The 25,965-nt window shown below is 35.8% G+C and carries 22 protein-coding genes; 5 read left to right on the top strand and 17 right to left on the bottom strand.

The window, feature by feature from the left end; all coding sequences use genetic code 11:
• Window positions 1-68: 68 nt before the first annotated feature.
• Together RPL90_RS01785 and RPL90_RS01790 are read left to right on the top strand one after the other, a co-directional pair.
• Window positions 69-1,010 (top strand): LacI family DNA-binding transcriptional regulator, encoded by a 942-nt coding sequence (locus RPL90_RS01785; RefSeq protein ID WP_313541989.1) that lies wholly within the window; start codon window positions 69-71, stop codon window positions 1,008-1,010.
• Between the two features lie 185 nt (window positions 1,011-1,195).
• Complete coding sequence (locus tag RPL90_RS01790; RefSeq protein WP_313541991.1) at window positions 1,196-2,581, top strand: GntT/GntP/DsdX family permease; 1,386 nt, start codon at window positions 1,196-1,198, stop codon at window positions 2,579-2,581.
• Between the two features lie 388 nt (window positions 2,582-2,969).
• Here the strand turns inward: RPL90_RS01790 and RPL90_RS01795 are convergent, their stop codons facing one another.
• On the bottom strand, window positions 2,970-3,311 hold the full coding sequence (locus tag RPL90_RS01795) for a DoxX family protein (protein ID WP_313541993.1): 342 nt from the start codon (window positions 3,309-3,311) through the stop codon (window positions 2,970-2,972).
• An 83-nt stretch (window positions 3,312-3,394) separates the two neighbouring features.
• Window positions 3,395-4,372 (bottom strand): adenosine deaminase, encoded by a 978-nt coding sequence (add, locus tag RPL90_RS01800; RefSeq protein ID WP_313541995.1) that lies wholly within the window; start codon window positions 4,370-4,372, stop codon window positions 3,395-3,397.
• A 206-nt stretch (window positions 4,373-4,578) separates the two neighbouring features.
• On the opposite strand from add, the gene RPL90_RS01805 reads away from it, so the two are divergent.
• Complete coding sequence (locus RPL90_RS01805; protein ID WP_313541998.1) at window positions 4,579-5,430, top strand: NAD-dependent epimerase/dehydratase family protein; 852 nt, start codon at window positions 4,579-4,581, stop codon at window positions 5,428-5,430.
• 58 nt (window positions 5,431-5,488) lie between these two features.
• On the opposite strand, the gene RPL90_RS01810 is transcribed toward RPL90_RS01805, so the two are convergent.
• From RPL90_RS01810 to RPL90_RS01830, 5 genes are all read right to left on the bottom strand, one after another.
• Window positions 5,489-6,445 (bottom strand): ornithine cyclodeaminase family protein, encoded by a 957-nt coding sequence (locus tag RPL90_RS01810; RefSeq protein WP_313542099.1) that lies wholly within the window; start codon window positions 6,443-6,445, stop codon window positions 5,489-5,491.
• A gap of 85 nt (window positions 6,446-6,530) precedes the next feature.
• Window positions 6,531-7,178 carry a 3-oxoacid CoA-transferase subunit B gene (locus RPL90_RS01815; protein WP_313542001.1) on the bottom strand — a complete coding sequence of 216 codons (648 nt, stop codon included), beginning with the start codon at window positions 7,176-7,178 and terminating at the stop codon, window positions 6,531-6,533.
• Window positions 7,171-7,875 (bottom strand): CoA transferase subunit A, encoded by a 705-nt coding sequence (locus RPL90_RS01820; RefSeq protein WP_313542004.1) that lies wholly within the window; start codon window positions 7,873-7,875, stop codon window positions 7,171-7,173. Before RPL90_RS01820 ends, RPL90_RS01815 begins: the two co-directional genes overlap by 8 nt.
• 179 nt (window positions 7,876-8,054) lie before the next feature.
• Window positions 8,055-8,558, bottom strand: coding sequence for a GNAT family N-acetyltransferase (locus RPL90_RS01825; protein WP_313542006.1), 504 nt, complete (start codon window positions 8,556-8,558; stop codon window positions 8,055-8,057).
• Window positions 8,559-8,562: 4 nt separating this feature from the next.
• Window positions 8,563-9,141: a GNAT family N-acetyltransferase gene (locus tag RPL90_RS01830; RefSeq protein WP_313542009.1), complete on the bottom strand. Its 579-nt coding sequence runs from the start codon at window positions 9,139-9,141 to the stop codon at window positions 8,563-8,565.
• Window positions 9,142-9,350: 209 nt separating this feature from the next.
• Here RPL90_RS01830 and RPL90_RS01835 point away from each other — a divergent pair, with 209 nt between their 5' ends.
• Window positions 9,351-9,797: a hypothetical protein gene (locus RPL90_RS01835; protein WP_313542012.1), complete on the top strand. Its 447-nt coding sequence runs from the start codon at window positions 9,351-9,353 to the stop codon at window positions 9,795-9,797.
• A 277-nt stretch (window positions 9,798-10,074) separates the two neighbouring features.
• Here the strand turns inward: RPL90_RS01835 and RPL90_RS01840 are convergent, their stop codons facing one another.
• The 3 genes from RPL90_RS01840 to RPL90_RS01850 all read right to left on the bottom strand — a co-directional run bounded on the left by RPL90_RS01840 (window position 10,075) and on the right by RPL90_RS01850 (window position 11,877).
• Entirely contained in the window at window positions 10,075-10,326 is a 252-nt protein-coding gene (locus RPL90_RS01840) for a P-loop NTPase family protein (RefSeq protein WP_313542015.1), read from the bottom strand.
• A 102-nt stretch (window positions 10,327-10,428) separates the two neighbouring features.
• Window positions 10,429-10,575 carry an AAA family ATPase gene (locus tag RPL90_RS01845; RefSeq protein ID WP_313542017.1) on the bottom strand — a complete coding sequence of 49 codons (147 nt, stop codon included), beginning with the start codon at window positions 10,573-10,575 and terminating at the stop codon, window positions 10,429-10,431.
• Window positions 10,576-10,689: 114 nt separating this feature from the next.
• On the bottom strand, window positions 10,690-11,877 hold the full coding sequence (locus RPL90_RS01850; RefSeq protein WP_313542020.1) for a glycine C-acetyltransferase: 1,188 nt from the start codon (window positions 11,875-11,877) through the stop codon (window positions 10,690-10,692).
• A gap of 166 nt (window positions 11,878-12,043) precedes the next feature.
• Here RPL90_RS01850 and RPL90_RS01855 point away from each other — a divergent pair, with 166 nt between their 5' ends.
• Window positions 12,044-13,213, top strand: coding sequence for a M20 family metallopeptidase (locus RPL90_RS01855; protein WP_313542023.1), 1,170 nt, complete (start codon window positions 12,044-12,046; stop codon window positions 13,211-13,213).
• Window positions 13,214-13,514: 301 nt separating this feature from the next.
• Here the strand turns inward: RPL90_RS01855 and tuf are convergent, their stop codons facing one another.
• From tuf to rpoB, 7 genes are all read right to left on the bottom strand, one after another.
• The gene (tuf, locus tag RPL90_RS01860; RefSeq protein WP_313542026.1) at window positions 13,515-14,702 is read right to left on the bottom strand and encodes an elongation factor Tu; all 1,188 of its coding nucleotides are present in this window, start codon (window positions 14,700-14,702) and stop codon (window positions 13,515-13,517) included.
• Between the two features lie 213 nt (window positions 14,703-14,915).
• Entirely contained in the window at window positions 14,916-17,006 is a 2,091-nt protein-coding gene (fusA, locus tag RPL90_RS01865) for an elongation factor G (RefSeq protein ID WP_313542029.1), read from the bottom strand.
• A gap of 119 nt (window positions 17,007-17,125) precedes the next feature.
• The gene (gene rpsG, locus RPL90_RS01870) at window positions 17,126-17,596 is read right to left on the bottom strand and encodes a 30S ribosomal protein S7 (RefSeq protein WP_048792368.1); all 471 of its coding nucleotides are present in this window, start codon (window positions 17,594-17,596) and stop codon (window positions 17,126-17,128) included.
• Between the two features lie 60 nt (window positions 17,597-17,656).
• The gene (gene rpsL / locus RPL90_RS01875; protein WP_048792367.1) at window positions 17,657-18,070 is read right to left on the bottom strand and encodes a 30S ribosomal protein S12; all 414 of its coding nucleotides are present in this window, start codon (window positions 18,068-18,070) and stop codon (window positions 17,657-17,659) included.
• A 94-nt stretch (window positions 18,071-18,164) separates the two neighbouring features.
• The gene (locus tag RPL90_RS01880; protein ID WP_061855462.1) at window positions 18,165-18,419 is read right to left on the bottom strand and encodes a ribosomal L7Ae/L30e/S12e/Gadd45 family protein; all 255 of its coding nucleotides are present in this window, start codon (window positions 18,417-18,419) and stop codon (window positions 18,165-18,167) included.
• Between the two features lie 135 nt (window positions 18,420-18,554).
• Window positions 18,555-22,151 (bottom strand): DNA-directed RNA polymerase subunit beta', encoded by a 3,597-nt coding sequence (gene rpoC / locus RPL90_RS01885; RefSeq protein ID WP_313542102.1) that lies wholly within the window; start codon window positions 22,149-22,151, stop codon window positions 18,555-18,557.
• Window positions 22,152-22,349: 198 nt separating this feature from the next.
• Window positions 22,350-25,901, bottom strand: a complete 3,552-nt coding sequence (gene rpoB, locus RPL90_RS01890) for a DNA-directed RNA polymerase subunit beta (protein WP_313542040.1) — start codon at window positions 25,899-25,901, stop codon at window positions 22,350-22,352.
• Window positions 25,902-25,965 lie beyond the last annotated feature (64 nt).

A 25,965-nucleotide genomic window follows, 5' to 3' on the forward strand; every position in this document is an offset into this window, starting at 1 on the left:
ATTTTCTTTCTTGCCTATATGGTATAATTAAATATAAATTAAATCAATCCCTTTGAAGGAGTATTTTTATGGCAGTTACACTCAAAGATGTCGCAAAAGCCTGTGGTGTAAGTTATTCAACAGTTAGTAAAGCATTAAAAAATTCACCACTTGTAAAACCAAATACGAAAGCATACATACAACAAAAAGCCGCCGAAATGAATTATATACCTAACCACTCTGCGCGTGCACTTGTGTCTAAACGTAGTAATACTATTGGTTTGATTTGGCCGTCCGTTGATCGTGTTGCCGTGACTCATTTAGTTTCTGAGATTAATGAAGCGCTTAAAGCATTAGGCTACGTCATGATATTGTCTATTGATGATATTGATGTTGCTTCCAAAAAATTTCTTGAGTTTGGCTGTGATGGTATTATCATTTTCGATGAAGGGCCGAGTACAAATTTGACACCTGACGTATATCAAAACATACCTGTTGTAGCATATGGTGTGGATAGAAAAATCGACTACCCTATCATTAACGTTAACCATTATAAAGCAATGATAATGGCTATAACGTCTTTACTTGATAAAGGCGTCAAACAAATTGATTACATAGGTGATATTAATACTACTGACTCAAGACAAGTAGCAAAAAAAAATGCAATCGTCGATTATTGTCAACAGCATCATATCTATTATCGCATCATTGATTCTCAAGGGTTATCAGCTTTAGAAACAGAATCAGCAGTCAAAAATTTTTATGCGCAACACGACCTTGCACCTGGCGTGATTTGTGGTAGTTATGATATTACACTTGGCACCTTAAATGCGATAGATTTGGAACGTAATCAACCGATAATTTATTCTTATGATAATATTCCACATATCGCTAAATTAGATTATCCGGTACATGCTATCGGTGTGCCTACTGTCGAAATTGCAAATAAGGTTGTCGAAGTATTAGATCAAGTTATTTCAGACGGCACAATAGACAATGTTTATAATTTAGAGCCACAATTAAATGAATAAATATATTTATAGCGATTAAACTATTATTAACTGACATAGTTTAATCGCTATTTTTGTGACCCACGCATTCTGATATAAAAAACAAAATTCCTATGTAATCCCTTTCATTAAGTTATAATAGGTTCGTATTCAATATTTTTTATTATAAAAATGCACTTATTATATATTTTTAAGGGAGTTATTTTATGGTATTACAAGATTATAGATTACTTATCATTACAGTTATTAGTATTTTATTACTTATATTACTGATTACATCTAAGCTACGTTTTCACCCTTTACTTGCTTTGTTATTAACAGCAATCTTTGTTGGTTTCTCGGCAGGTTTGGATATAGGTAAAATTGTAGATTCTATCGAAAAAGGCGCGGGATCAACGCTTGGTGAGACAGGCGTCACTATTGCTTTAGGAGCAATGTTAGGTAAAATTTTATCCGATACTGGGGCAAGTGATAAAATTGCATCCACCATTTTAAGTAATGCTTCATATAAGCAATTACCATGGTTAATGGCTCTAGCTGCTTTCATTATTGGTATACCTATGTTCTTTGAAGTGGGATTAATAATGCTGCTGCCCCTTATATTTACGATAGCGAAAAAATTAGAAGATCAGCATAACTTTAAAGGTTCTACATATGTCGCTATAGGAGTCCCGGTAATTGCTGCATTAGCTACGATGCACGGTATGGTGCCACCTCACCCTGGACCATTAATTTCTATTAATCAATTTAAAGCAAATATCGGTATTACGATGATTTACGGTATGATTTGTGCGATACCAACAATTATTATTGCTGGCCCACTATACGGTAAATTTATAACGCCAAGATTATCTGTAAAACCAAATCAAGACTTATTAACGCAATATGCAACACCTGAAAAATCAACCGATGAACGATCAGTCTCATCATTTTTAGCTTTTTCAACAATCTTAGTTCCTGTCGTAATGATGTTACTTCATGCTATTGCTGGCATATTTTTTGCAGAGCATACATTACAATACAAAACTTTTGAATTTTTAGGTAGTCCTATTATAGCGATGTTTATAGGTGTGTTATATGCGTTAATCACACTCGGATACTTACGTCATTCAGATACTAAAAAATTAAGAGATTCACTTGGCGCAAGTTTAAAACCGATTGCAGGTATTATGTTAATTATTGCTGGAGGTGGTGCTTTTGGACAAGTATTAGAAGATTCTGGCGTAGGTACAGCAATTGTACATTTAGCCGATAATTTTTCATTATCAGCTATACTTATGGGCTGGTTAGTCGCTGCCCTACTATCAATATCTACAGGTTCGGCAACTGTTGGTATAGTCGGGGCAACTAATTTATTATATCCACTTTTACAAGCAGATCCGAGTATTAATAAAGAATTGTTAACAGTCGCGATAGGCTCAGGTTCACTATTTTTCAACTACGTCAATCACGGAGGATTTTGGTTAGTGAAAGAGTCCTTTGGCATGTCAATGGGTGAAACATTTAAAACCATTACTGTCGTCCAATCTATTGTAGGGTTATGTGGCTTAATTATGACTCTCCTACTGAATTATATTATTCATTTATTTTAGTAATATTAAGTTGGACAAATAGAAAAAAACGGGAGCACCACAAATGTTTTATTTATATAAGAAGATTTTGTCACTCCGTTCTACCAAGGATGACCAAAGATGAAAAAACTTGTTACAATAGTGATTTCAATTCAGTCAGCTATTCCAAATCAAAAGTATATTAAGATTTACTTTATAGCGATTTTGTAACGTACTGACGCCTGCCTAGTGAAATCATATGTGCGAGAGACTTACAGGACCAAATCATATCAAACTATTTCGAACTGTACATCAGGCAAGAGACAAGCATGCACGCTAAAAACATAAGATAAAAAAATAAGAGCTTTAATCCGATTTTGGATTAAAACTCTTATTTTAATATTGGGTCTTTATATCCAGACTCAAACTTTTATATGTAATAACAAAATATAACAACGTTAAGCAATAATAATATCGTTGCAGGTAACGCCTTTATTAATGGATCTTTAGCTAAAAATATTAATGATAATGCACCTGCTAACATTGTACATCCTAGTAAAACACTAGCTCCTATAGCTAAATAAGGATTGAAAATGCCAAACAACATATTTAAAGCGCCTAATAGTTCAATTGCTCCAGTAATTTGATTAAAAATTTGTGGGTACCCCATGCGCACAAACTCTTCATTCATAGCCCCCGACACAATTTTTGACCCCGTTATGATAAATATTATCCCAAGCAGTACTTGCAAGATAATAATTATTACACCCATATATACACCTCGTTTTACGCCCTACTTAATTTACACTTATATTCATTATAAGCAAAATAATTTGTTATTTATAGTATTTATTATTATTTCATCTTTTGTCGTAATGCTTCTTGTTCTTGTGGTGATAAAAATGTATATTTAACAGCATTTTTATTAATGCTTGCTATATCTTCCATCGTGAGTTGATGTGCTTTAAGTAATAAGTCATACTCTGCCAGCAATGTTGTTTGCGTCACTGTCCTATTATCTGTATTTATGAGAAAAGGTATACCTTGTGATACTAAGTACGGTAAATTCAACTCGGCAACGTCTGTAATCGCTTGTGTTTGTATATTACTATTTGGACAGATTTCTAATAACACTTGTTGTGCTTTTACTTCTGCTAATACTTGAGCGTCATTATTAATGGCAACGCCATGACCTATACGTTTCGCCCCTAGTTTAATCGATTCTACAACGTTATGAATGCAACCACATTCGCCCGCATGAAGTGTTAGATTCAACCCTTTAGCAACACCGTATTGTGCTGCTTCTTGAATTTTTTCTGGTGGAAAAGCTGCCTCCGGACCCGCAAAATCTATACCAGCAATATGTGCAGTATCATTTTGAAGCACATGGTTAAATAAATTTTTGTTTACTGCATTACTATGTTGACGCATAGCACATACTAAAATATTAATTTTAATATCGTATTGAGACATGGCTCGTTGAGCGCCTGCAACAACTGCTTGAATCGTCTCATCGATACTTAAACCTTTTTCCATGTGAAATAAAGGTGCAAATCTAATTTCAATATATTTAACATTATCTTCAACTGCTTGTGCTGCTACGTCTACAACAGAACGTTGTAAGCTATCTGCAGTTTGTAACACTTTTTGAATTTCATCAAAACATCGTAAATATTGTTCCAAGTTTTCACAATTTTGATCAACATAAAGATGCTGTTCATTTAATGAAACACCTTGTTCCAGAGCTAGTTGCTTAAGTAATGCTATACTTACTGATCCATCTAAATGACAATGTAATTCTATTTTCGGGATAGTATATAACTGTTGTTCCATTCTTGACTCCTTGTTCATTTATTAATTATGTGTGACTTTTATTTTTAACATAACGCTTAATATTATACATCATATAATTATATATCATATAATACTATAGTAAATTAAGTTAATTTTTCTAACTAAACTGTTTTCAGACTAACGCATATAATGTATTTTAAATGCGGAACTTAGTTATAAAATTTAAAATGGAAGGTGTCCTTAACATGACAAAAATATTTGTAGTTGGTGCCACTGGTCTTATTGGTACTAAATTAACAAAACGGTTATTAGAAGAAGGATACGAGGTTGCTGGTTTAACACGTTCACAACAAGGCAAAGCTAAATTAGAAGACCAAGGCGTTACTGGTTTTATAGGTGACGTATTTAAAGCAGATACGATTGAAGCTGCAATTACGAGTTACAAACCAGACGTTATTATTAATGAAATTACTGACCTCAAACAAGCGGATATGTCAGCTAACACACGTGTTAGAAAAGAAGGCACAAAAAATATAGTATCGGCAGCATTAAATAACGACGTACAACATATTCAATCACAAAGCATTGCTTTCGTTTATGAAGGTGGGCAAGGTTTAGCAACTGAAGCAACGCCACTTGATTATCAAGCGACAGGCGAAAGAAAAGTAACTGTAGATGGTGTAGAAGCTTTAGAACAAGAAACTGCTCGTATTTCACATCATATTATTTTACGTTACGGCTTACTTTATGGTCCTCAAACATGGTTTGGTAAAGATGGTATGATTTATAACCAATTTATAGACGGCTCTGTATCAATGTCTAATGGTATTCAATCATTTATTCATATAGATGATGCTGTGGAAACAGCTATACAAGCTTTCTCATTTGAACCAGGTATCTATAATGTTACAGATGACAATCCAGTAGACGGAGAAACTTGGGCTAAATGGTATGCACAACTATTAAACGTTAATCCAACATTAAATATTGAACAAGCTGCTGACTTTGAACGTGGTGCAAGTAACAAAAAATTTAGACAACAAGGTGGCAAGTTAATCTATTCTGATTGGCAAGATGGCATGAACCCTATTAAATAAACAACGCTACTTAAAAAGTGTAATTACGAAGTACAAACTACGTAATTACACTTTTTTATTAATTATTTAATGTCAGCAATTTTTGATAGAAATAATTAGCTACGACAATATCTACAATGGCTAGACCTACCGATTTAAAAACAGTTATTTCTTCATTATTCAATCTGCCTTCAAGTTTACCTGCTACGATATTACCTAATTCTCCATATAGATCGTTCGCTTTAAAAACGCCTTCTTCAATAGGATTAATTAAGTCTCCTGTTTCTTCTAATGCTGTATCAGTTGATTCAACAACGACTTTGTCTGCTTGTTGTATGGCAACAGACGGTAACTCTTGCATGTCTGGTTTAAACGAACCTACAGCATTGATATGTACACCAGCTGTTAATGCGTTGTGAAATACTGGCGACGTAGCATTTGTAGCAGTTACGATGACATCAGCATTTTGCATCGCACCTTCAACATCTTCACATACTTTTATAGTTATAGCGTATTGTGTTTGCAACTTGTTAGCCAACGTTACAGCTTTATCGTAAGTTCGATTAAAAAGTTGTATATGCGTTATTGCTCTCACTGCAAGGACCGCTTCGACTAATCCTTCAGCCTGTTTACCAGTGCCAATGACACATAGTGTTTTGGCATTTTGTTGTGCAAGGTATTTTGTAGCTACACCAGAAATTGCACCAGTACGTATTTTCGTCAAATATGCTCCCTCTAAGACAGCTAACGTCTCGCCTGTATTATAATCTGACAACATAACTGAACCCACTATAGTATTTTTTCCAAGTTGTGGATTATTAGGTGCGAATGTTACTGTTTTCAGTCCCACTATACCTAATTTGTCAGATAATGCCGGCATCACTAAATACTTATTGTCCTCATTGAACGGCAAAACATGACGCAAAGGATTTTCTGTTTGTCCTTCAGAATAAGTTTGTAATGCTTCTTCAACTGCTTCGACAACTTCTGCCATGTTTAGTAATTCAGCTTGCTGCCGTTCATTTATAAATCGCACCATAAAACAAACCTCCTATGTATCAATATAACGTTCTTGCTATCATACATAATTATCAAATTACTAAGGCGCTGTTGTTGAGCAATTATGCTAAGTGGTTCTCAAAGTCGGCATCGGTATACTTTTCTACATCTTCAAGCGTTGTCCCTTCTTGCAGTTCGATCAATTTCATAACACCTTTATCAAAATGAAATACAGCTAAATCCGTAATCAATGTGTGCACGACTTCACTTCCTGTTAATGGTAACTCACACGCTTTCTTAACCTTTGATTCACCGTGCTTATTCATATGGTCCATAATTACTACTACTTTTTGAGCGCCAACGACTAAATCCATAGCGCCTCCCATACCTTTAACTAACTTTTCAGGGATCATGTAATTAGCTAAATCACCTTTTTGAGATATTTCCATGCCTCCTAAAATAGCTAAATCAATATGCCCACCTCTAATCATGGCAAATGATTCAGCATTATCGAAATAAGAAGCGCCTTTAGCAGCAGTTACCGTTTCTTTACCCGCATTGATTAAATCTGGGTCTACTTCCGCTTCAGTTGGATACGGACCAATCCCTAGCAACCCATTTTCAGATTGGAAATAAACATTTTCAACGTGGTCATTAATTTCATTAGCTACTAAAGTTGGCATTCCAATACCTAAATTGATAACCATATTACTTTTAATTTCTTGTGCTGCACGTTGTATAATCTTCTTCCTTTGTGTCGCTTTATCCATGATTAGCCTCCTTAACTGTTCTTTTTTCAATTCGTTTCTCGTAATCTTGTCCTTCATAAATATAATCGACATATACACCTGATAAGTGTACATCATCAGGATCGATTTCCCCAATATCTACGATTTCTTCGACTTCAACAACAGTTGTTGTAGCAGCCATCGCACATAACGGATTAAAGTTACGTGCCGTTTTATTAAATACTAAGTTTCCAAATGTGTCCGCCTTTGCCGCTTTAACAATGCCATAATCACCTTTAATAGCACGTTCCATTAAATAATTTTCACCGTCAAACTCGCGCGTTTCTTTACCTTCTGCGATACGAGTGCCTACGCCAGTTTTAGTATAAAATGCTGGAATACCTGCACCACCCGCTCGCAATTTTTCAGCCAATGTACCTTGGGGTGTTAATTCTACTTCTAGTTCTCCATTGATGAGTTGGCGCTCAAAAATTTTATTTTCGCCGACGTATGAGCTGATCATTTTATCAATTTGTTGATGTTCTAACAATCTACCAAGACCAAAATCATCGACACCACAATTATTACTTACAACTGTTAAACCTTTTGTTCCTTTATGTCGAATAGCTTCAATAGCATACTCAGGTATACCACATAGTCCAAATCCGCCCGCTAACACGGTCATCCCATCTTTTAAATCATCAAACGCCTCGTTGATGTCTTGAATAACCTTTGACATGCAATCCCTCTTTCTATATCATAATTAATCCATCTGTTATTATACTTGAAAAAATAAACAAAGTCTTTTAATTATGGTTACGCTTTCATATTGTAGCCACTATTGTTTGCCGAAAATGTTTCAATTAAAAAAGCTTAACGTATGGGTTACATACGTTAAGCTAGCCTTATTTATAAAGTTTATGCGATTTCTATCATAAATCTGCGTGTAATTGTACCATCATCATGTTGGTATGGTTCAATTTCTTCGCCACCATTATTTAAAATTACAGTCGCCGAAGCTTTATTATCATCATCACAAGTAATTAACGCTTCTTGAACACCGATTCTAGATAAGTAATCTAATGACTTTTTAAGAATTTTAGTGCCATAACCTTGTTGACGATATTTTTTACGCACGCCATAACCGATATGTCCACCGTGTTTTTTCAATGCATCATTTAAATTGTGTCGTATATTGGCAGCGCCAATAATTTCTTCGCCAATTAAAAATAATGTAGTATTATCCACTTTTTGATCGTGTGATTTATTACCTTCTAATTTATGCACTAAGTCTTCAAAATTATTATATTTAGCAATGTTTGTAACTGTTGGCACGATATGTTCGTCATTATCCAGCCACTCTTCCATGTAGTTACAGTACAACTCTTCATCGCCCATCGTTAATTCTCTAAATTCTGTCATTACATTACGCCTCCCCGTACAAGTCATTATTATGTGTATTTATATAGTAGACATAGTTGTCCGTCCATTTTCCATCTTCATAAATAAAGCCTTCACGTAAACATTCAAATTTAAACCCTACTTTTTCTAATAATTTTATAGATGGTTCATTATCAATGTTAACGTGTGCTTCGATTCTATGAAATCTCAACGTCTCATAAGCTTGAAAGACTAATTCTGCTACAGCTTCATAACAATAGCCATTTCTCCAATACTGATTATGCATAAAGTAACCAATTTCAGCCCATTGAAAGTTATCTCTACTCAGCGTTTTTAAATCTAGCATACCTAAGTGATTATTATTACGGTCAAAAATGCCCCAAAAATACAAATCATCTTGTTCGGCAGATATCGTTTGTCGTTCTACCAAATTATGAAACCAAGTAACAGTGGCATCTGACATATCTAATTGTCCTTTATCATACTTATATTGTGATGGCAGTCTACCTTTAAAACCTTTTAACCAAACTTCATAGTCATTTTTCGCTAACGGTCTTATGATAAGACGTGGTGTAATAAAATGCAACCGTGACAATTTATCCATATATTATCCCCTTAAACGCCATTTATTTTAGTATATATTAGCTTGAATATAGCATATAAATCACCATTATGTCAGTAGTAAATGTAAGTGATTACAATTTTCATCACTTGGGTATATTAAATAATAAAGATGTGGCGATTCACGCAAAGTCATACACAATTGTTAGCTTATTTAATAACTATTATTAAGCATCAATTTAGGGGGCAATAATGATGAACAAAAATTTATCTAAAATTCTCTTTACATTTTTTGGCATATTAGCATGGTTAGCAACGATGATTATATTTATCTTACCGACCTTAACACCTTATCAACAATATATTGAAAAGCAGAGTGGTATTTCTGAAGGTTGGATTGTAGTATTACTTGTCTTAATCACATTATTTTATATCGGTATTCTTATACTCGATATATTCAACACTTTCGCCACACAAGTATTACAATTCGTTTTATTATCACTTGTAGTTATTTGTTCATTACCATCAATAACTGCATTTATCATCGTGTCATTTATTGTCGACATTAGTATTATAGAAGTATTTATTCCAATAGTATTGGTAATTCTAACTATTTTACTGCATATACTTTGGTGTGCCATACCATTTATGCAAACAAAAGCAGAACGAGAGCTCAATCAAAGCAATAATAACCATTAAACCGTTTAAAAGATACTGGGACATCTATCCTAGAAAAATAGCACTTAGATGATGATTTAATTCAATGCATCTAAGTGCTTTTTTTCAATACTTTAAAAATAAGGCCATTATACGTTTTACTCGAAAGTCATTAAAAGAGAACTTAGCTCTGTATGAATGGCTTTTAATATAAAACAAGTAGTAGCGCAATGCATTAACTATAACCAAAACAATAATGAAAAAGGCAGTTGCTATTGACATAATATAGCAATTGCCTTTTCTTATTTGTGCAAGAACGTTATATCCCAGACTCTTTCTGTAAGTCTCCAATTATCTTTGCTAAAATTTCTTCTTTATTCATATATTGATTTAATATTTGTTCTTGAGCATTGCCTAAATAATCATGGTCAACAAACCAAGAGGCCATCTTTTCTTTACCAAAATCAGTATGCGCTTTAGTGTTATGTCGCCGTACAGTTTCTTCAAAAGGTAAATCAAAATAGTAAATATGTGCAGTTACTGCAGGCAAACTAATTAATGATTGTAGCATGTGATTATATTTATCTTTGTTTAATATACCTTCTAGTATGACATACTTGCAATGTTCCAAACCATATAATGCAATTTGCTGAATAAGTGTTATCGCTAAATTTCATGGTCGATCATGTACTTGTAACATTTCGCGCCTTACAACATCTTGTGACAGTAATAACGCATCTTCTCCAAGTTCATTATGCAATGCTTTTGCGATTGTTGTTTTTCCACTACCAGAATTACCTCTTATTATAATCAAGTTCATTTCAGCACCTCACAATATATAAAAATAGTCGAGATGTAAAGTAACACTTCGAAACCTACGTTAAGTTTCTTACTGTTACCTATATCTCGACTATAATATCTTAACTATTAATAATTAAATTATATCTAACTCTTTACCAACTTTTTCAAACGCTGCAATTGCATCATCTAACATTTCTTTTGTATGTGCAGCAGTAGGCATATTTCTAACTCTACCAGTACCTCTTGGAACCGTTGGGAAGACGATTGATTTAACATATACGCCTTCTTCTTTTAGACGGTTACTAAATGCTTGTGTCTTTTTCTCATCACCAATAATAACAGGTGTAATGGGTGATTCTGATTGACCGATGTCAAAACCAAGTTTTTGTAAGTTTTCTTTTAAATAATTACCATTTTCCCATAATTTATCATGTAATGCTGTAGAAGACATTAATTTTTTTACAGCTTCAGTGATTGCTTTAGTGTCTCCAGGCGCTAATGAAGTCGAGAATAAGAATGGTCTTGATTGTACTTTTAACCAATCAATTAGTGATTGTGTACCAGCTACGTAGCCACCTACAACACCAATAGCTTTAGATAATGTACCGATTTGGAAATCAATTTTATCTTGTAAACCAAAATGTTTAACTGTGCCTGCACCGTTACCCATAACGCCTGAACCATGTGCATCATCTACGTATGTTAATAAACCAAATTCTTCAGCGATTTCAACAATTTCAGGTAACTTTGCCACGTCTCCATCCATACTAAATACACCGTCAGTAATATACATTACTTTGTTATATTGACCTGATTCTACAGCTTCTTTAGCTTTCGCACGTAAATCTTCCATATCTGAGTGATTGACACGAATAATTTTTGCACGTGATAAACGACAACCATCAATAATAGATGCGTGGTTTAATTCATCTGATAAAATCGCATCATTTTTATTCATTACAGCAGAAATAGCTGCCATATTACAATTAAATCCTGATTGATAAGCAATTGCTGCTTCTGTGCCTTTAAATTTAGCTAATGTTGCTTCTAATTCATCATGTAAGTCTAATGTTCCGTTAATTGAACGTACAGCACCTGCACCTACACCATGTGTATCTATTGCACTTTTAGCTGCTTCTTTTAAATCTTCGTCTGTTGCTAGTCCTAAATAGTTATTTGAAGATAAGTTGATATAATTTTTGCCGTTAATTTTAATTTCAGGTCCATTTGCACCTTCAATTGTATCTATTTCATTATAAAGTCCATTATCTTTCAAATAGTTAATATTTTCAGATAAAAAGTCAGTCAGTGATTGTACCACTTTAAATCCCCCTTTGAGTTATCTATCTACTATGACAATAATACCTTATTTTCACTTAATATAAAAGCACTAACACGTTAGTAATAAAGTAAATTAATGAACATGTACCACCTACTATATACCATGTTATAATGTATATAAATTGCATTAGGAAGAAGGGTTTACGTTGTTTGATTGGTATCAACTTGCGAATAAAAAAGAAGATAAAATGATTCAAATTCGAAGATATTTACACCAGTATCCTGAATTATCTTTTGCAGAAACACATACACATGATTTTATCGTAAATCAATTAAAACAATGGTCATGTGATATTACTGAACCTGTTGGTCGCAACGGGGTAGTAGCGACTTTTAACGGCACTGGCGACGGTCCTACCATCGCATTGCGTGCAGATTTTGACGCACTCCCTATTGAAGAACTTACTACACATGATTTTAAGTCAAAAAACGATGGTGTGATGCATGCTTGTGGTCATGATGGACACACGGCTATATTGTTAGCAGTCGCAGAAATAATAAATGACAATCTTGAACATCTAAACGGTAACGTAGTACTCATTTTCCAATATGGTGAAGAAATGATGCCTGGAGGCTCCCAAGAGATGATTGATGATGGTTGTCTTAAAGGTGTAGATAGCGTATACGGTAATCATTTATGGAGTGGTTATCCAACAGGTACAATCTACTCTAGAGAAGGTGCTATGATGGCATCACCAGATGAATTTAGCATAAAAATACAAGGACAAGGTGGTCACGGTGCAAAACCGCACGACACGATTGATCCTGTCGTGGTATTAGCTGAATTTATTCTAAGCGCACAAAAAATTGTTTCACGTACGATAGATCCAGTAAAACAAGCTGTAGTTAGTTTCGGTATGATTCAAGCCGGTAGTATAGATAATGTCATACCAGATGTAGCATATTGTAAAGGAACTGTGCGTACGTTTGATACTGAAGTACAGCAACACGTTATCGACAAAATGGAAAAACTGCTAGCAGGATTAGCTGTAGCAAACGATATCACATATGCTTTAGATTATGTACGCGGCTATCTACCGTTGCACAATAATCCTAAATCATATAATACAATTAAGATGGCTGCTAATGATTTAAACTTTAGATTTAATGATTCTGAGCTCATGATGATTGGTGAAGATTTTTCTCACTATTTAAAAGTACGTCCTGGAGCATTCTTTTTAACAGGTTGTGGTAATCCACAAAAAAATATTACTGCCTCTCATCATAGTCCCTACTTTGATATAGATGAATCATCATTAAAATATGCAGTAAGTACCTTCCTTAAAATCTTAGAATTAGAACAAGTATTCAAATAATAATAATTCACAGTAACGCAAAAACGGCGCTCTCTATTAAATAAAAATAGAAAGCGCCATTTTATTGTGAAAACTATTTTGATGAGAAACAAGCTAATGATTATGTAATTAAAAACAGATGGGACAAAACATTATTTTTATAAGAAGACTTTGTAGCCCCGCCTCGGCAAGGACGAAAAGAGTTGAAAGCAGCTTGATATAAGCGCGTTTTCAATTCGGTCATCTAGTGCCTATATAAAAATAGAGCCTGAAGACAATATGTCTCAGGCTCTTTAAACATAGTTTTAGAAACTACAGTTTATTATTTTTCGATTTGAGTAACAACGCCTGATCCTACAGTACGGCCACCTTCACGAATTGAGAAACGAGTACCGTCTTCGATAGCGATTGGTGAAATTAATTCAACTTCCATTTCAACGTTATCACCAGGCATAACCATTTCAGTACCTTCTGGTAAAGTAACAACACCTGTTACGTCAGTAGTACGGAAATAGAATTGTGGGCGGTAGTTACTGAAGAATGGAGTATGACGTCCACCTTCGTCTTTTGATAATACATAAACTTCTGCTTTGAATTTAGTGTGTGGTGTAATTGAACCAGGAGCAGCTAAAACTTGACCACGTTGGATGTCTTCACGTGCAACACCACGTAATAAAGCACCAATGTTGTCACCAGCTTCAGCGTAGTCTAATAATTTACGGAACATTTCTACACCAGTAACTGTTGTTTTGCTTGATTCTTCTTGCATACCGATGATTTCAACTTCTTCACCGACTTTGATTTGACCACGTTCAACACGGCCTGTAGCAACAGTACCACGACCAGTGATTGAGAATACGTCCTCAACTGGCATCATGAATGGTTTATCAGAGTCACGTTCTGGAGTTGGGATGAAGTCATCAACTGCTTGCATTAAGTCTAAGATTTTTTGTTCATATTCTTCGTCGCCTTCAAGCGCTTTTAATGCAGAACCAGCGATTACAGGAATGTCGTCGCCAGGGAAGTCGTATTCACTTAATAAGTCACGAACTTCCATTTCAACTAATTCTAATAATTCTTCGTCGTCAACCATGTCAACTTTGTTTAAGAATACAACTAATGCTGGAACACCAACGTTACGTGATAATAAGATGTGTTCACGAGTTTGTGGCATTGGGCCGTCTGCAGCAGATACTACTAAGATACCGCCGTCCATTTGAGCAGCACCAGTGATCATGTTTTTAACATAGTCAGCGTGTCCTGGGCAGTCAACGTGAGCATAGTGACGTTTGTTAGTTTGATATTCAATGTGCGCAGTATTGATTGTAATACCACGTTCTTTTTCTTCTGGAGCGTTGTCAATCATGTCGTATGATTGTGCAACAGTGTCACCATTTTTTGCTAATACAGTTGCGATAGCAGCTGTTAAAGTTGTTTTACCATGGTCAACGTGACCGATAGTACCAATATTGGCATGTTCTTTTGAGCGATCGAATTTTTCTTTAGCCATTATAAAATCTCTCCTATTCTCTTAAAAAATTAATTTAATTATTTATCTCTCATGACAGTTTCTCACCATCATGAGAAGATGGTTTACATTATACATAAAGGAACATAGTTCCTTTATAATGCATTTAGACCAAAAAATCAATTATAACAATTACTAAGTTAAAATAAACTCTTAGTGTATTTTATCGGCTTTAGCCAATCAATACAAGTTTAATTAGTCAGCTTTGTTACCACTGTTTTTCTTGATGATTTCATCAGAAATTGATTTAGGAACTTCTGCGTAGTGGTCAAAGTACATAGTGTAAGTACCGCGACCTTGAGTGTTAGAACGTAATGAAGTTGCATAACCGAACATTTCTGAAAGTGGTACATAAGCGTTAACAACTTGTGCATTACCACGAGGTTCCATACCATCGACACGTCCACGACGAGCTGTTACGTCACCCATGATATCACCCATGTATTCTTCAGGCATTTCGATTGTAACTTTTGTAATTGGTTCTAAGATAACTGGATCACATTTTTTAGCAGCTTCTTTAAGTGCTAATGATGCAGCAATTTTGAAGGCCATTTCAGATGAATCGACATCATGGTATGAACCATCAAATAATTTAGCTTTAACATCAATTAATGGATAACCAGCTAATACACCGTTTTCCATTGCGTCTTTAAGACCAGCTTCAACTGATGGAATGTATTCACGCGGAACTACACCACCAACGATAGCATTTTCAAATTCAAATCCGCCACCAGTTTCGTTTGGAGTGAATTCGATTTGAACGTCACCATATTGTCCACGACCACCTGATTGACGCGCAAATTTACCTTGAACTTGTGCAGATTGCTTAAATGTTTCACGGTAAGAAACCATTGGCGCACCTACGTTACATTCAACGTTAAATTCTTTTTTCATACGGTCAACTAAAATGTCTAGGTGAAGCTCACCCATACCACCGATGATAACTTGTCCAGTTTCTTCATCTGTATGTGCATGGAATGTTGGGTCTTCTTCTTGCAATTTAACTAAAGCTGTTGTCATTTTATCTTGGTCAGCTTTAGATTTTGGTTCAACTGATAAGTGGATAACAGGCTCTGGGAATACCATTGATTCCAAGATAATGTCATTTTTCTCACCACATAAAGTATCACCAGTACCTGTATCTTTAAGACCTACCGCAGCAGCGATATCGCCAGAGTATACAGTGTTTAACTCTTGACGTGAGTTAGCGTGCATTTGTAATAAACGACCGACACGTTCACGTTTGTTTTTAGTAGAGTTTTTAACGTATGAACCAGATGTTAATGTACCTGAGTAAACACGGAAGAAAGTTAATTTACCAACATAAGGGTCAGTCATAACCTTGAATGCTAATGCAGCAAATTCTGCACTGTCATCTGGTCTTGCAATAACTTCTTCATCTGGGTTTCCAGAACGGTGACCAACAATTGGTTTAACGTCTAAAGGTGATGGAAGGTAGTCAATTACAGCGTTAAGCATTAATTGAACACCTTTGTTTTTGAATGCTGTACCAACAAGTACTGGGTAAAATTCTACATCAGTAGTTGCTTGACGGATAGCAGCTTTCAATTCATCTTTAGAGATTTCTTCGTCTCCAAGATATTTTTCCATCAATTCATCGTTTGTTTCAGCAACTGCTTCAATTAAGTTAGCACGTGCTTCTTCAGCTCTATCTTGATGGTCTGCAGGAATTTCGATTTCTTCAATCTCAGTTCCTAAGTCGTTGTTGTATTTGAAACATTTCATTTCAACAAGATCGATGATCGCTTCGAACTCATCTTCCGCTCCAATTGGTAATTGGATTGGTTGAGCGTTAGCTTGTAGACGATCGTGAATAGTGCTTACTGAATAATCAAAGTTAGCACCTAATTTATCCATTTTGTTAACAAATACAATACGAGGTACACCGTATGTTGTTGCCTGACGCCAAACTGTTTCAGTTTGAGGTTCAACACCTGATTGAGCGTCAAGTACCGTTACAGCACCGTCAAGTACACGTAATGAACGTTCAACTTCAACAGTGAAGTCTACGTGTCCAGGCGTGTCGATAATGTTTACACGGTGGTCGTTCCATTGTGCAGTTGTTGCTGCTGATGTAATTGTGATACCACGGTCTTGCTCTTGCTCCATCCAGTCCATTTGTGAAGCACCTTCGTGTGTTTCACCAATTTTGTGGATACGGCCAGTATAGTAAAGAATACGTTCAGTCGTAGTTGTTTTACCAGCGTCGATATGAGCCATGATACCGATATTACGAGTTTTTTCTAAAGTAAAATCTCTAGCCATGTATTTTTCTCCTTCCAGTATTACTGTGAATAAATACTATAAATACGGCAATGCCCTAAGTACGAACCTTAGATAGTAAACTATCAACTCGAAAAGTACTCAGGGTAAAAACTACCATCTTACCAACGATAGTGAGCAAATGCTTTGTTTGCTTCAGCCATTTTGTGAGTGTCTTCACGTTTCTTAACTGCGCCACCTGAATTGTTAGCTGCATCTAAGATTTCGTTAGCTAAACGCTCTTCCATAGTTTTTTCACCACGAAGACGAGCATAGTTAACTAACCAACGTAAACCTAAAGTAGTACGACGTTCTGGACGTACTTCTACAGGTACTTGATAGTTTGAACCACCAACACGACGAGCTTTAACTTCTAAAACTGGCATAATATTTTCGATAGCTTCTTCGAATACTTCTAATGCATCTCTACCACTACGTTCTTGTACTAGTTCGAATGCAGAATAAAGAATTCCTTGAGCTGTTCCACGTTTACCATCTAACATAATTTTGTTGATCAATTTCGTAACTAATTTTGAGTTATGAATTGGATCTGGTAATACGTCTCTTTTTGGGACTGATCCTTTACGAGGCATAATGTAAGTCCTCCCTTCCTATAATAATGATATTTATAAAGCTAAATATTAATTAAAAAATTAGTTTTTAGGTTTTTTAGTACCGTATAATGAACGGCCTTGTCTACGTCCATCAACACCTGAAGTATCAAGCGCACCACGTACGATGTGATAACGCACACCAGGTAAGTCTTTTACACGACCACCACGTACAAGTACAACACTGTGTTCTTGTAAGTTATGACCTATACCAGGGATATACGCGTTAATTTCGATGTTGTTTGATAAACGAACACGAGCATATTTACGTAAAGCTGAGTTAGGTTTTTTAGGTGTCATTGTGCCGACACGAGTACAAACACCACGTTTTTGTGGAGAGTTTAAATCAGTAAATTTTTTCTTTTTACTGTTGAAACCTCTATTTAAAGCTGGTGAATCTGATTGTTTGCTTTTGCTTTGTCTTGGCTTACGTACCAATTGGTTAATAGTTGGCATGTGAATGTCCTCCTCTCTTGAATTTTAATCCCACACATCCAGGTGGTTCATTTTCAGAGTAAATAAAATTTAGTAAGAAAAATTCTTACTAATCTCATTTCAATAATGCCACGATAGCAGCATTAACATTAATACCTACATACTCTCCAAGTGCTTTTTTGCTACTAAAAAAAGTAATAGGCATTGCTTGTAGATTGATTTGGCTTAACACGCGAGTAAGTAAATAAACTTCTACGTCTTGAGCAATAATCAATGATGTCACTTGATCTTTACTTAACGCTTTAAGCGTCTGTTTAAGACCAATAACATAGTGTTGTTTGTTAAAGCGTGCAACTTTTTCATTAGACATTAAATATCCTCCAAAGTTCTGCTTGCATCAACCTTAATAATAATAACATCGATATTATACATAGTCAACTTAAATTAAACTATAAAATCAAAAAAACAGTGACCGACATAACTATCGGCCACTGTTGATTTAACCTTATGATTCAGTAAATTCGATTGATTCTTCTACCTCTTGTTCTGGTGCTGCTTTATCGTATTCAACATCTCTATAACGTCTCATACCTGTACCAGCTGGGATAAGTTTACCAATGATTACATTTTCTTTAAGGCCTAGTAAATTATCACGTTTACCTTTAATTGCAGCATCAGTAAGTACACGAGTTGTTTCTTGGAATGAAGCCGCTGATAAGAAGCTTTCAGTTTCAAGAGATGCTTTCGTAATACCTAATAATACTGGTTTAGCTGTTGCTGGGCGTTTACGATCTTTAAACGCTTCACGGTTAGCATCAGTAAAGTTGTGAATATCTACTAATGAACCAGGTAATAGTTTAGTGTCACCCGCTTCAATGATACGTACTTTACGTAACATTTGTCTTACCATAACTTCAACGTGTTTATCATCGATTTCAACACCTTGCATACGGTAAACTTTTTGTACTTCTTTTAATAAGTAACTTTCAGTAGCATTTAAGCCAGCAACTGATAAGTAGTTCTTAGGTTCGATTGAACCTTCAGTTAATACTTCACCACGTTCTACGCTTTGGCCAATTTCTACTTTAAGTCTTGAAGTACCTGAAGCAAGATATGATCTAACTTCATTACTACCTTTAATCACAATTTCTTGTTGACGGTCTTTAGCTAATTTAATATCTTCTACGACACCTTCGATTTCTGTAATAACCGCTTGTCCTTTAGGATTACGCGCTTCAAAAATCTCTTGGATACGAGGAAGACCTTGAGTGATATCGCTTCCTGCTACACCACCAGTATGGAATGTACGCATTGTAAGCTGCGTACCAGGTTCACCGATTGATTGGGCAGCAATTGTACCAACTGCTTCACCAACTTCAACTTTTTCACCTGTAGCAAGGTTTTTACCGTAACATTTTTCACATACACCATGTCTAGTGTTACATGTAAATGCTGAACGGATGTACATTTGTTCGATACCTACATCAGTAATTTGTTTAGCGATGTCTGCTGTGATTAATTCATCCGGACGAATAATAATTTCGTCAGTTTCTGGATGACGAATTGTTTCTTTAGAATAACGTCCTTCAATACGTTCGATAAATGGTTCGATCATTTCAGTACCTTCTCGAATATCTGAAACAAGTAAACCACGGTCAGTTCCGCAATCTTCTTCACGTACGATAACATCTTGTGCAACATCAACAAGACGACGAGTAAGGTAACCTGAATCGGCAGTTTTAAGTGCTGTATCGGCAAGACCTTTACGCGCACCGTGAGTAGAGATGAAGTATTCTAACACTGTTAAGCCTTCACGGAATGATGATGTGATTGGCAATTCAATAATCTTACCAGAAGGTGCAGCCATAAGTCCACGCATACCGGCTAACTGTGTAAAGTTAGACGCGTTACCACGGGCACCAGAGTCACTCATCATGAAGATCGGGTTTGTTTTTTCTAATGATTGCATTAACTCGCCTTGAATTTGGTCTTTGGCATCAGTCCAAATTTCAACGACTCTGTTATAACGTTCATCTTCAGTGATTAAACCACGGTTAAATTGTTTAGTTACTTTTTCAACTAATTCATCGTGTTCGTCTAAGATATCTTTCTTATCTGGTAATACAACGATGTCAGATACACCAACAGTGATACCAGCTTTAGAAGAGAATTTGAAACCTAAATCTTTCATTCTATCAAGCATCATAGATGTATCAGTGATGCTAAAGCGGTTGAACACTTCAGCAATGACATTACCTAAGAATTTTTTGTTGAATGGTTCAATAAGGTCTTTATCTTCAAAGTATTCCGCTAATCCGCCTTCACCAAGTTCAGTTGCAGATACGAAATATTTATCAGGCGTTTTATCTTCTAAGTTTGCTTGTGTTGGTTCGTTAATATAAGCAAATGAATCAGGAATGATTTCATTGAATATGACTTTACCAACAGATGTAGTTAAAATTTTGTTGTTTTGCTCTTCTGTAAATGTTGGGTTGTTAAATGAACGCGCATGTACACCAATACGTGTGTGTAAGTGAACATAACCGTTTGCGTATGCTTTTAATACTTCGTTTGTATCATTATAGATAGTACCAGTATTTACAGCATCTTTACGTTCTAATGTTAAGTAGTAGTTACCTAATACCATATCCTGTGATGGCGTAACAACTGGTTTACCATCTTTAGGGTTTAAGATATTTTGTGCTGCTAACATTAACATACGTGCTTCAGCTTGCGCTTCTTTTGATAAAGGTACGTGAACAGCCATTTGGTCACCATCAAAGTCAGCGTTATAAGCTGTAGTAACAAGTGGGTGTAAACGGATTGCACGACCTTCAACGAGTGTAGGTTCAAATGCTTGAATACCTAGTCTGTGAAGCGTTGGCGCACGATTAAGTAATACCGGATGTTCAACGATAACGTCTTCTAATACATCCCATACTTCATCGTCCATACGTTCGATTTTGCTTTTCGCATTTTTAATGTTAGTAGCAATCTCACGTTGTACAAGTTCTTTCATGATAAATGGTTTGAATAATTCTAAAGCCATTTCTTTTGGTAAACCACATTGGTACATTTTCAAGCTTGGTCCTACTGCAATAACCGAACGACCTGAATAGTCAACACGTTTACCAAGTAAGTTTTGACGGAAACGACCTTGTTTACCTTTTAACATATGAGAAAGTGATTTTAACGGACGGTTACCTGGACCAGTTACTGGACGGCCACGACGACCATTGTCGATTAATGCGTCCACAGCTTCTTGCAACATACGTTTTTCATTTTGAACGATGATGCCAGGTGCACCTAAATCTAATAAACGTTTCAAACGATTATTACGGTTAATAACACGGCGGTATAAATCGTTTAAATCACTTGTAGCAAAACGTCCACCATCTAATTGAACCATTGGTCTGATTTCAGGTGGGATGATTGGAAGTACATCTAAAATCATCCAAGCTGGATTGTTACCAGAATGTCTGAATGACTCAACTACTTCTAATCGTTTAATTGCACGAGTTAGTCTTTGACCAGTTGCTGATTCTAATTCATCACGCAATTGTTTAAGTTCTTCGTCTAAGTCGATTTCTTCTAATAATTCTTTAATACCTTCCGCACCCATTTTGGCATTAAATTGCCCAGGGAATTTATCATAGTATTCTCTGAATTCAGCTTCAGATAGTAACGTTTTCTTCTCTAATCCAGTTGGACCTGGATCAACAAGTACGTAAGACGCGAAGTAAATTACTTCTTCTAAAGCTCTAGGAGACATATCTAACAATAGTCCCATACGACTTGGAATACCTTTAAAGTACCAAATGTGAGAAACAGGTGCAGCTAGTTCGATATGACCCATTCTTTCACGACGTACTTTAGATTTAGTTACTTCGACACCACATCTGTCACAAACCATGCCTTTATAACGGACACGTTTATATTTACCACAACTACATTCCCAGTCTTTAGTAGGTCCGAATATTCTTTCACAGAAAAGACCATCTTTTTCTGGTTTTAACGTACGATAGTTAATTGTTTCTGGCTTTTTAACTTCCCCAAATGACCATGAGCGGATTTTTTCAGGTGAAGCAAGTCCTATTTTCATATAATGGAAATTATTTACATCAATCAAGGAGCCTACCTCCTTCAATTTAGATTACTGTGCAAATTGATTGATTAGCTTATATCGATCAATAGTGTGCAAGTGAGCTAAAGGCAATCATTCAATAGTGTAATTTAAGCTAAATACTATTAATGAATTGCCTCATTGCTCAATTGCATAGCTATTAAAACTTAAATGCAATTAGTCAGTGATTTCTTTTTGAGATTCTGGCGCATCTTTTTGTTGTAAATCAACTTTGCGCTCTGTAGCATCTTCATCTTCGTTATCATGCATGTCAATTTCATTATCATGTTCGTCCATAATCTTAACGTCTAATCCTAAACTTTGTAATTCTTTCATCAATACGCGGAATGATTCAGGAACACTTGGTTTAGTGATATTTTCACCTTTAACGATTGATTCGTAAGTTTTAACACGACCTACTGTATCGTCAGATTTATAAGTTAAGATTTCTTGTAACGTATAAGCAGCACCGTAAGCTTCAAGTGCCCATACTTCCATTTCACCGAAACGTTGTCCACCAAATTGAGCTTTACCGCCAAGTGGTTGTTGCGTTACAAGTGAATATGGTCCAGTTGAACGCGCATGTAACTTGTCATCAACCATGTGAGCAAGTTTAAGCATGTACATTACACCAACTGAAATACGGTTGTCGAATGGTTCACCAGTACGGCCATCATAAAGGACAGTTTTACCATCTCTAGCCATGCCTGCTTCTTCAATCGTAGACCAAACGTCTTCATCGTTAGCACCATCAAATACTGGAGATGCAACATGAATGCCTAGATTTTTAGCAGCCATACCTAAGTGTAGTTCAAGTACTTGTCCGATGTTCATACGTGATGGCACACCTAGTGGATTTAACATGATGTCAATTGGCGTACCGTCTGGTAAATAAGGCATGTCTTCTTCAGGAACTATTTTAGAAATGACACCTTTGTTACCGTGACGACCACACATTTTGTCACCAACATGAATTTTACGTTTTTGAACGATATATACACGTACTAATTGGTTTACACCAGGAGATAAAGTGTCGTCTCCTTCTTCACGATTAAATACTTTAACATCAAGTACAATACCGCCTGCACCATGAGGTACACGTAGTGAAGTATCACGAACTTCTCTTGCTTTTTCACCAAAGATTGCATGTAATAGGCGTTCTTCAGCAGTTAATTCGGTTACACCTTTAGGCGTTACTTTACCTACTAAGATGTCACCATCATTAACTTCAGCACCAACGTAAACAATGCCTCGTTCATCTAAGTTTTTCAATGCACTATCAGAAACATTAGGAATATCTCTTGTGATTTCTTCAGGTCCTAATTTAGTGTCACGCGCCTCTGATTCGTATTCTTCAATATGAATTGAAGTATATACGTCATCTTTAACAAGACGTTCACTCATAATTACAGCATCTTCATAGTTATAACCGTCCCATGTCATGAAACCTACAACAACGTTGCGGCCTAATGCCATTTCGCCTAGTTCCATAGAAGGTCCATCCGCTAAGATTTCGCCTTTAGTTACAACATTACCTGCTGCAACGATTGGTCTTTGGTTATAACAAGTACCAGTGTTAGAACGCTTGAATTTAGATAATGGGTAACGATCTAATTCGCCTTCGTATTCTTTGCCGTCTTCTTCGATTAATCGACGTACTAAGATTTCATTAGATTCAACGTGCTCAACGCGGCCTTTATGCTTAGCAATAATTGCAGCACCTGAGTCACGAGCGGCAACGTGTTCCATACCTGTACCAACAAATGGTGATTCAGGGTTCATCAATGGTACTGCTTGACGTTGCATGTTCGCACCCATTAAGGCACGGTTAGAGTCATCGTTTTCTAAGAAAGGAATACATGCTGTCGCAGCCGATACGACTTGTTTTGGTGATACATCCATGTAGTCCATTTTTTCTTTCGCCATAACTGTGTTGTTACCACGGAAACGACAAACTACTTCATCGTCTAAGAAACGACCATTTTCATCTAATTTAGAGTTTGCTTGTGCTACCACATAGCTATCTTCTTCATCAGCTGTTAAATAGTCAATTTGATCTGTAATTGAATTAGTTTCTAAATCAACTTTACGGTATGGTGTTTCGATAAAGCCAAATTCATTAACACGTGCATAACTTGATAATGAGTTGATAAGTCCAATGTTTGGGCCCTCTGGCGTTTCGATTGGACACATACGACCATAGTGAGAATAGTGAACGTCACGCACTTCCATTTGAGCACGTTCACGAGTTAAACCACCAGGTCCAAGCGCAGATAGACGACGTTTATGCGTTAACTCAGCTAATGGGTTAGCTTGGTCCATGAATTGTGATAATTGTGAGCTTCCAAAGAATTCTTTGATAGAAGCGATAACCGGACGAATATTGATTAATTGTTGTGGTGTAATTGAGTCAGTATCTTGAATAGACATTCTTTCTCTTACAACACGTTCCATTCTTGATAAACCAATACGGAATTGGTTTTGTAACAATTCACCTACTGAACGTAGACGACGGTTACCTAAATGGTCAATATCATCAGTGAAACCAATACCACTTAATAAGTTAAAGAAGTATGACATTGAAGCAATGATGTCTGCTGGTGTTATACATTTAACCTCTGAATCAGGGAATGCATTACCAATTACTGTTGTTTTACGCCCTTCTTCATCATTAGGAACATAAACCTTAATAGATTGGATTTCAACAGGCTCATCAATTACAGTGCCTTCTAATTCATAAACTTCGCTGTTGGCATTAGATTCTAAAACATCCATAATTTCATCAATTTTACGACGGTCTAAAACAATGCCTTCTTCAGCTACTATTTCACCAGTTTCAGCATTAACGATGGGTTCAGCTAATTTTTGATTGAATAAACGATGTTTTAAATGTAATTTTTTGTTTGCTTTGTAACGACCTACACTCGCTAAATCATAACGTTTCGGATCGAAGAAACGTGAGTATAATAAGCTTTTTGCATTTTCTACTGTAGGTGGCTCGCCAGGACGTAAACGTTCATAAATTTCTAATAAAGCTTGGTCAGTATTTTCTGTGCCATCTTTTTCTAATGTGTTACGCAAGTATTCATTGTCACCAAGTAATTCAATGATTTCTTGATCTGTTGAGAAACCTAAAGCTCTTAAAAGAACTGTTAAAGGTAATTTTCTCGTTCTATCAATACGCACGTACACAACGTCTTTTGCATCTGTTTCATATTCTAACCATGCACCACGGTTTGGAATAATTGTTGCATCATAATTTGTACGACCATTTTTGTCTAATTTTTCATTGAAATAAACGGATGGTGAACGAACTAATTGTGATACGATAACACGTTCAGCACCGTTGATTACAAATGTACCTGTGTCTGTCATTAATGGGAAATCACCCATAAATACTTCTTGTTCTTTCACTTCGCCAGTTTCTTTAATGATTAAACGAACTTTGACGCGTAGCGGTGCCGCATAAGTTGTATCGCGGTTTTTTGATTCTTCTAAATCGTATTTCGGTTCACCAAGTCTATAATCAACAAACTCTAATGATAGATTTCCAGTGAAATCTTCAATTGGTGAAATGTCGCGGAACATTTCTAGTAATCCTTCTTCTAAAAACCATTCATATGATTTCGTTTGGATTTCGATTAAGTTCGGTAATTCTAAAACCTCTGAAATTCTAGCGTAGTTTCTACGTTTACGATGTCTTCCATATTGGACAAATTGACCTGCCAAACAGATTCACCCCTCAAAAATTGTGTGTTTACTTTTAACAAATTACTCAATATAATAAGACAAA

This window comes from Staphylococcus kloosii (assembly GCF_032139365.1).
GTDB lineage: Bacteria > Bacillota > Bacilli > Staphylococcales > Staphylococcaceae > Staphylococcus > Staphylococcus kloosii_A.

Excerpts from the sequence above, each read along its gene's own strand:
- rpsG (WP_048792368.1), bottom strand. The coding sequence starts at position 17,596 with ATGCCTCGTAAAGGATCAGTCCCAAAAAGAGACGTATTACCAGATCCA.
- fusA (WP_313542029.1), bottom strand. The coding sequence starts at position 17,006 with ATGGCTAGAGATTTTACTTTAGAAAAAACTCGTAATATCGGTATCATG.
- RPL90_RS01845 (WP_313542017.1), bottom strand. The coding sequence starts at position 10,575 with ATGAACTTGATTATAATAAGAGGTAATTCTGGTAGTGGAAAAACAACA.
- RPL90_RS01880 (WP_061855462.1), bottom strand. The coding sequence starts at position 18,419 with ATGTCTAATGAAAAAGTTGCACGCTTTAACAAACAACACTATGTTATT.
- RPL90_RS01815 (WP_313542001.1), bottom strand. The coding sequence starts at position 7,178 with ATGGATAAAGCGACACAAAGGAAGAAGATTATACAACGTGCAGCACAA.
- RPL90_RS01825 (WP_313542006.1), bottom strand. The coding sequence starts at position 8,558 with ATGACAGAATTTAGAGAATTAACGATGGGCGATGAAGAGTTGTACTGT.
- RPL90_RS01790 (WP_313541991.1), top strand. The coding sequence starts at position 1,196 with ATGGTATTACAAGATTATAGATTACTTATCATTACAGTTATTAGTATT.
- RPL90_RS01785 (WP_313541989.1), top strand. The coding sequence starts at position 69 with ATGGCAGTTACACTCAAAGATGTCGCAAAAGCCTGTGGTGTAAGTTAT.
- RPL90_RS01805 (WP_313541998.1), top strand. The coding sequence starts at position 4,579 with ATGACAAAAATATTTGTAGTTGGTGCCACTGGTCTTATTGGTACTAAA.
- add (WP_313541995.1), bottom strand. The coding sequence starts at position 4,372 with ATGGAACAACAGTTATATACTATCCCGAAAATAGAATTACATTGTCAT.
- RPL90_RS01830 (WP_313542009.1), bottom strand. The coding sequence starts at position 9,141 with ATGGATAAATTGTCACGGTTGCATTTTATTACACCACGTCTTATCATA.
- RPL90_RS01840 (WP_313542015.1), bottom strand. The coding sequence starts at position 10,326 with ATGCTACAATCATTAATTAGTTTGCCTGCAGTAACTGCACATATTTAC.
- rpsL (WP_048792367.1), bottom strand. The coding sequence starts at position 18,070 with ATGCCAACTATTAACCAATTGGTACGTAAGCCAAGACAAAGCAAAAGC.
- rpoC (WP_313542102.1), bottom strand. The coding sequence starts at position 22,151 with ATGAAAATAGGACTTGCTTCACCTGAAAAAATCCGCTCATGGTCATTT.
- tuf (WP_313542026.1), bottom strand. The coding sequence starts at position 14,702 with ATGGCTAAAGAAAAATTCGATCGCTCAAAAGAACATGCCAATATTGGT.
- RPL90_RS01835 (WP_313542012.1), top strand. The coding sequence starts at position 9,351 with ATGATGAACAAAAATTTATCTAAAATTCTCTTTACATTTTTTGGCATA.
- RPL90_RS01795 (WP_313541993.1), bottom strand. The coding sequence starts at position 3,311 with ATGGGTGTAATAATTATTATCTTGCAAGTACTGCTTGGGATAATATTT.
- RPL90_RS01820 (WP_313542004.1), bottom strand. The coding sequence starts at position 7,875 with ATGTCAAAGGTTATTCAAGACATCAACGAGGCGTTTGATGATTTAAAA.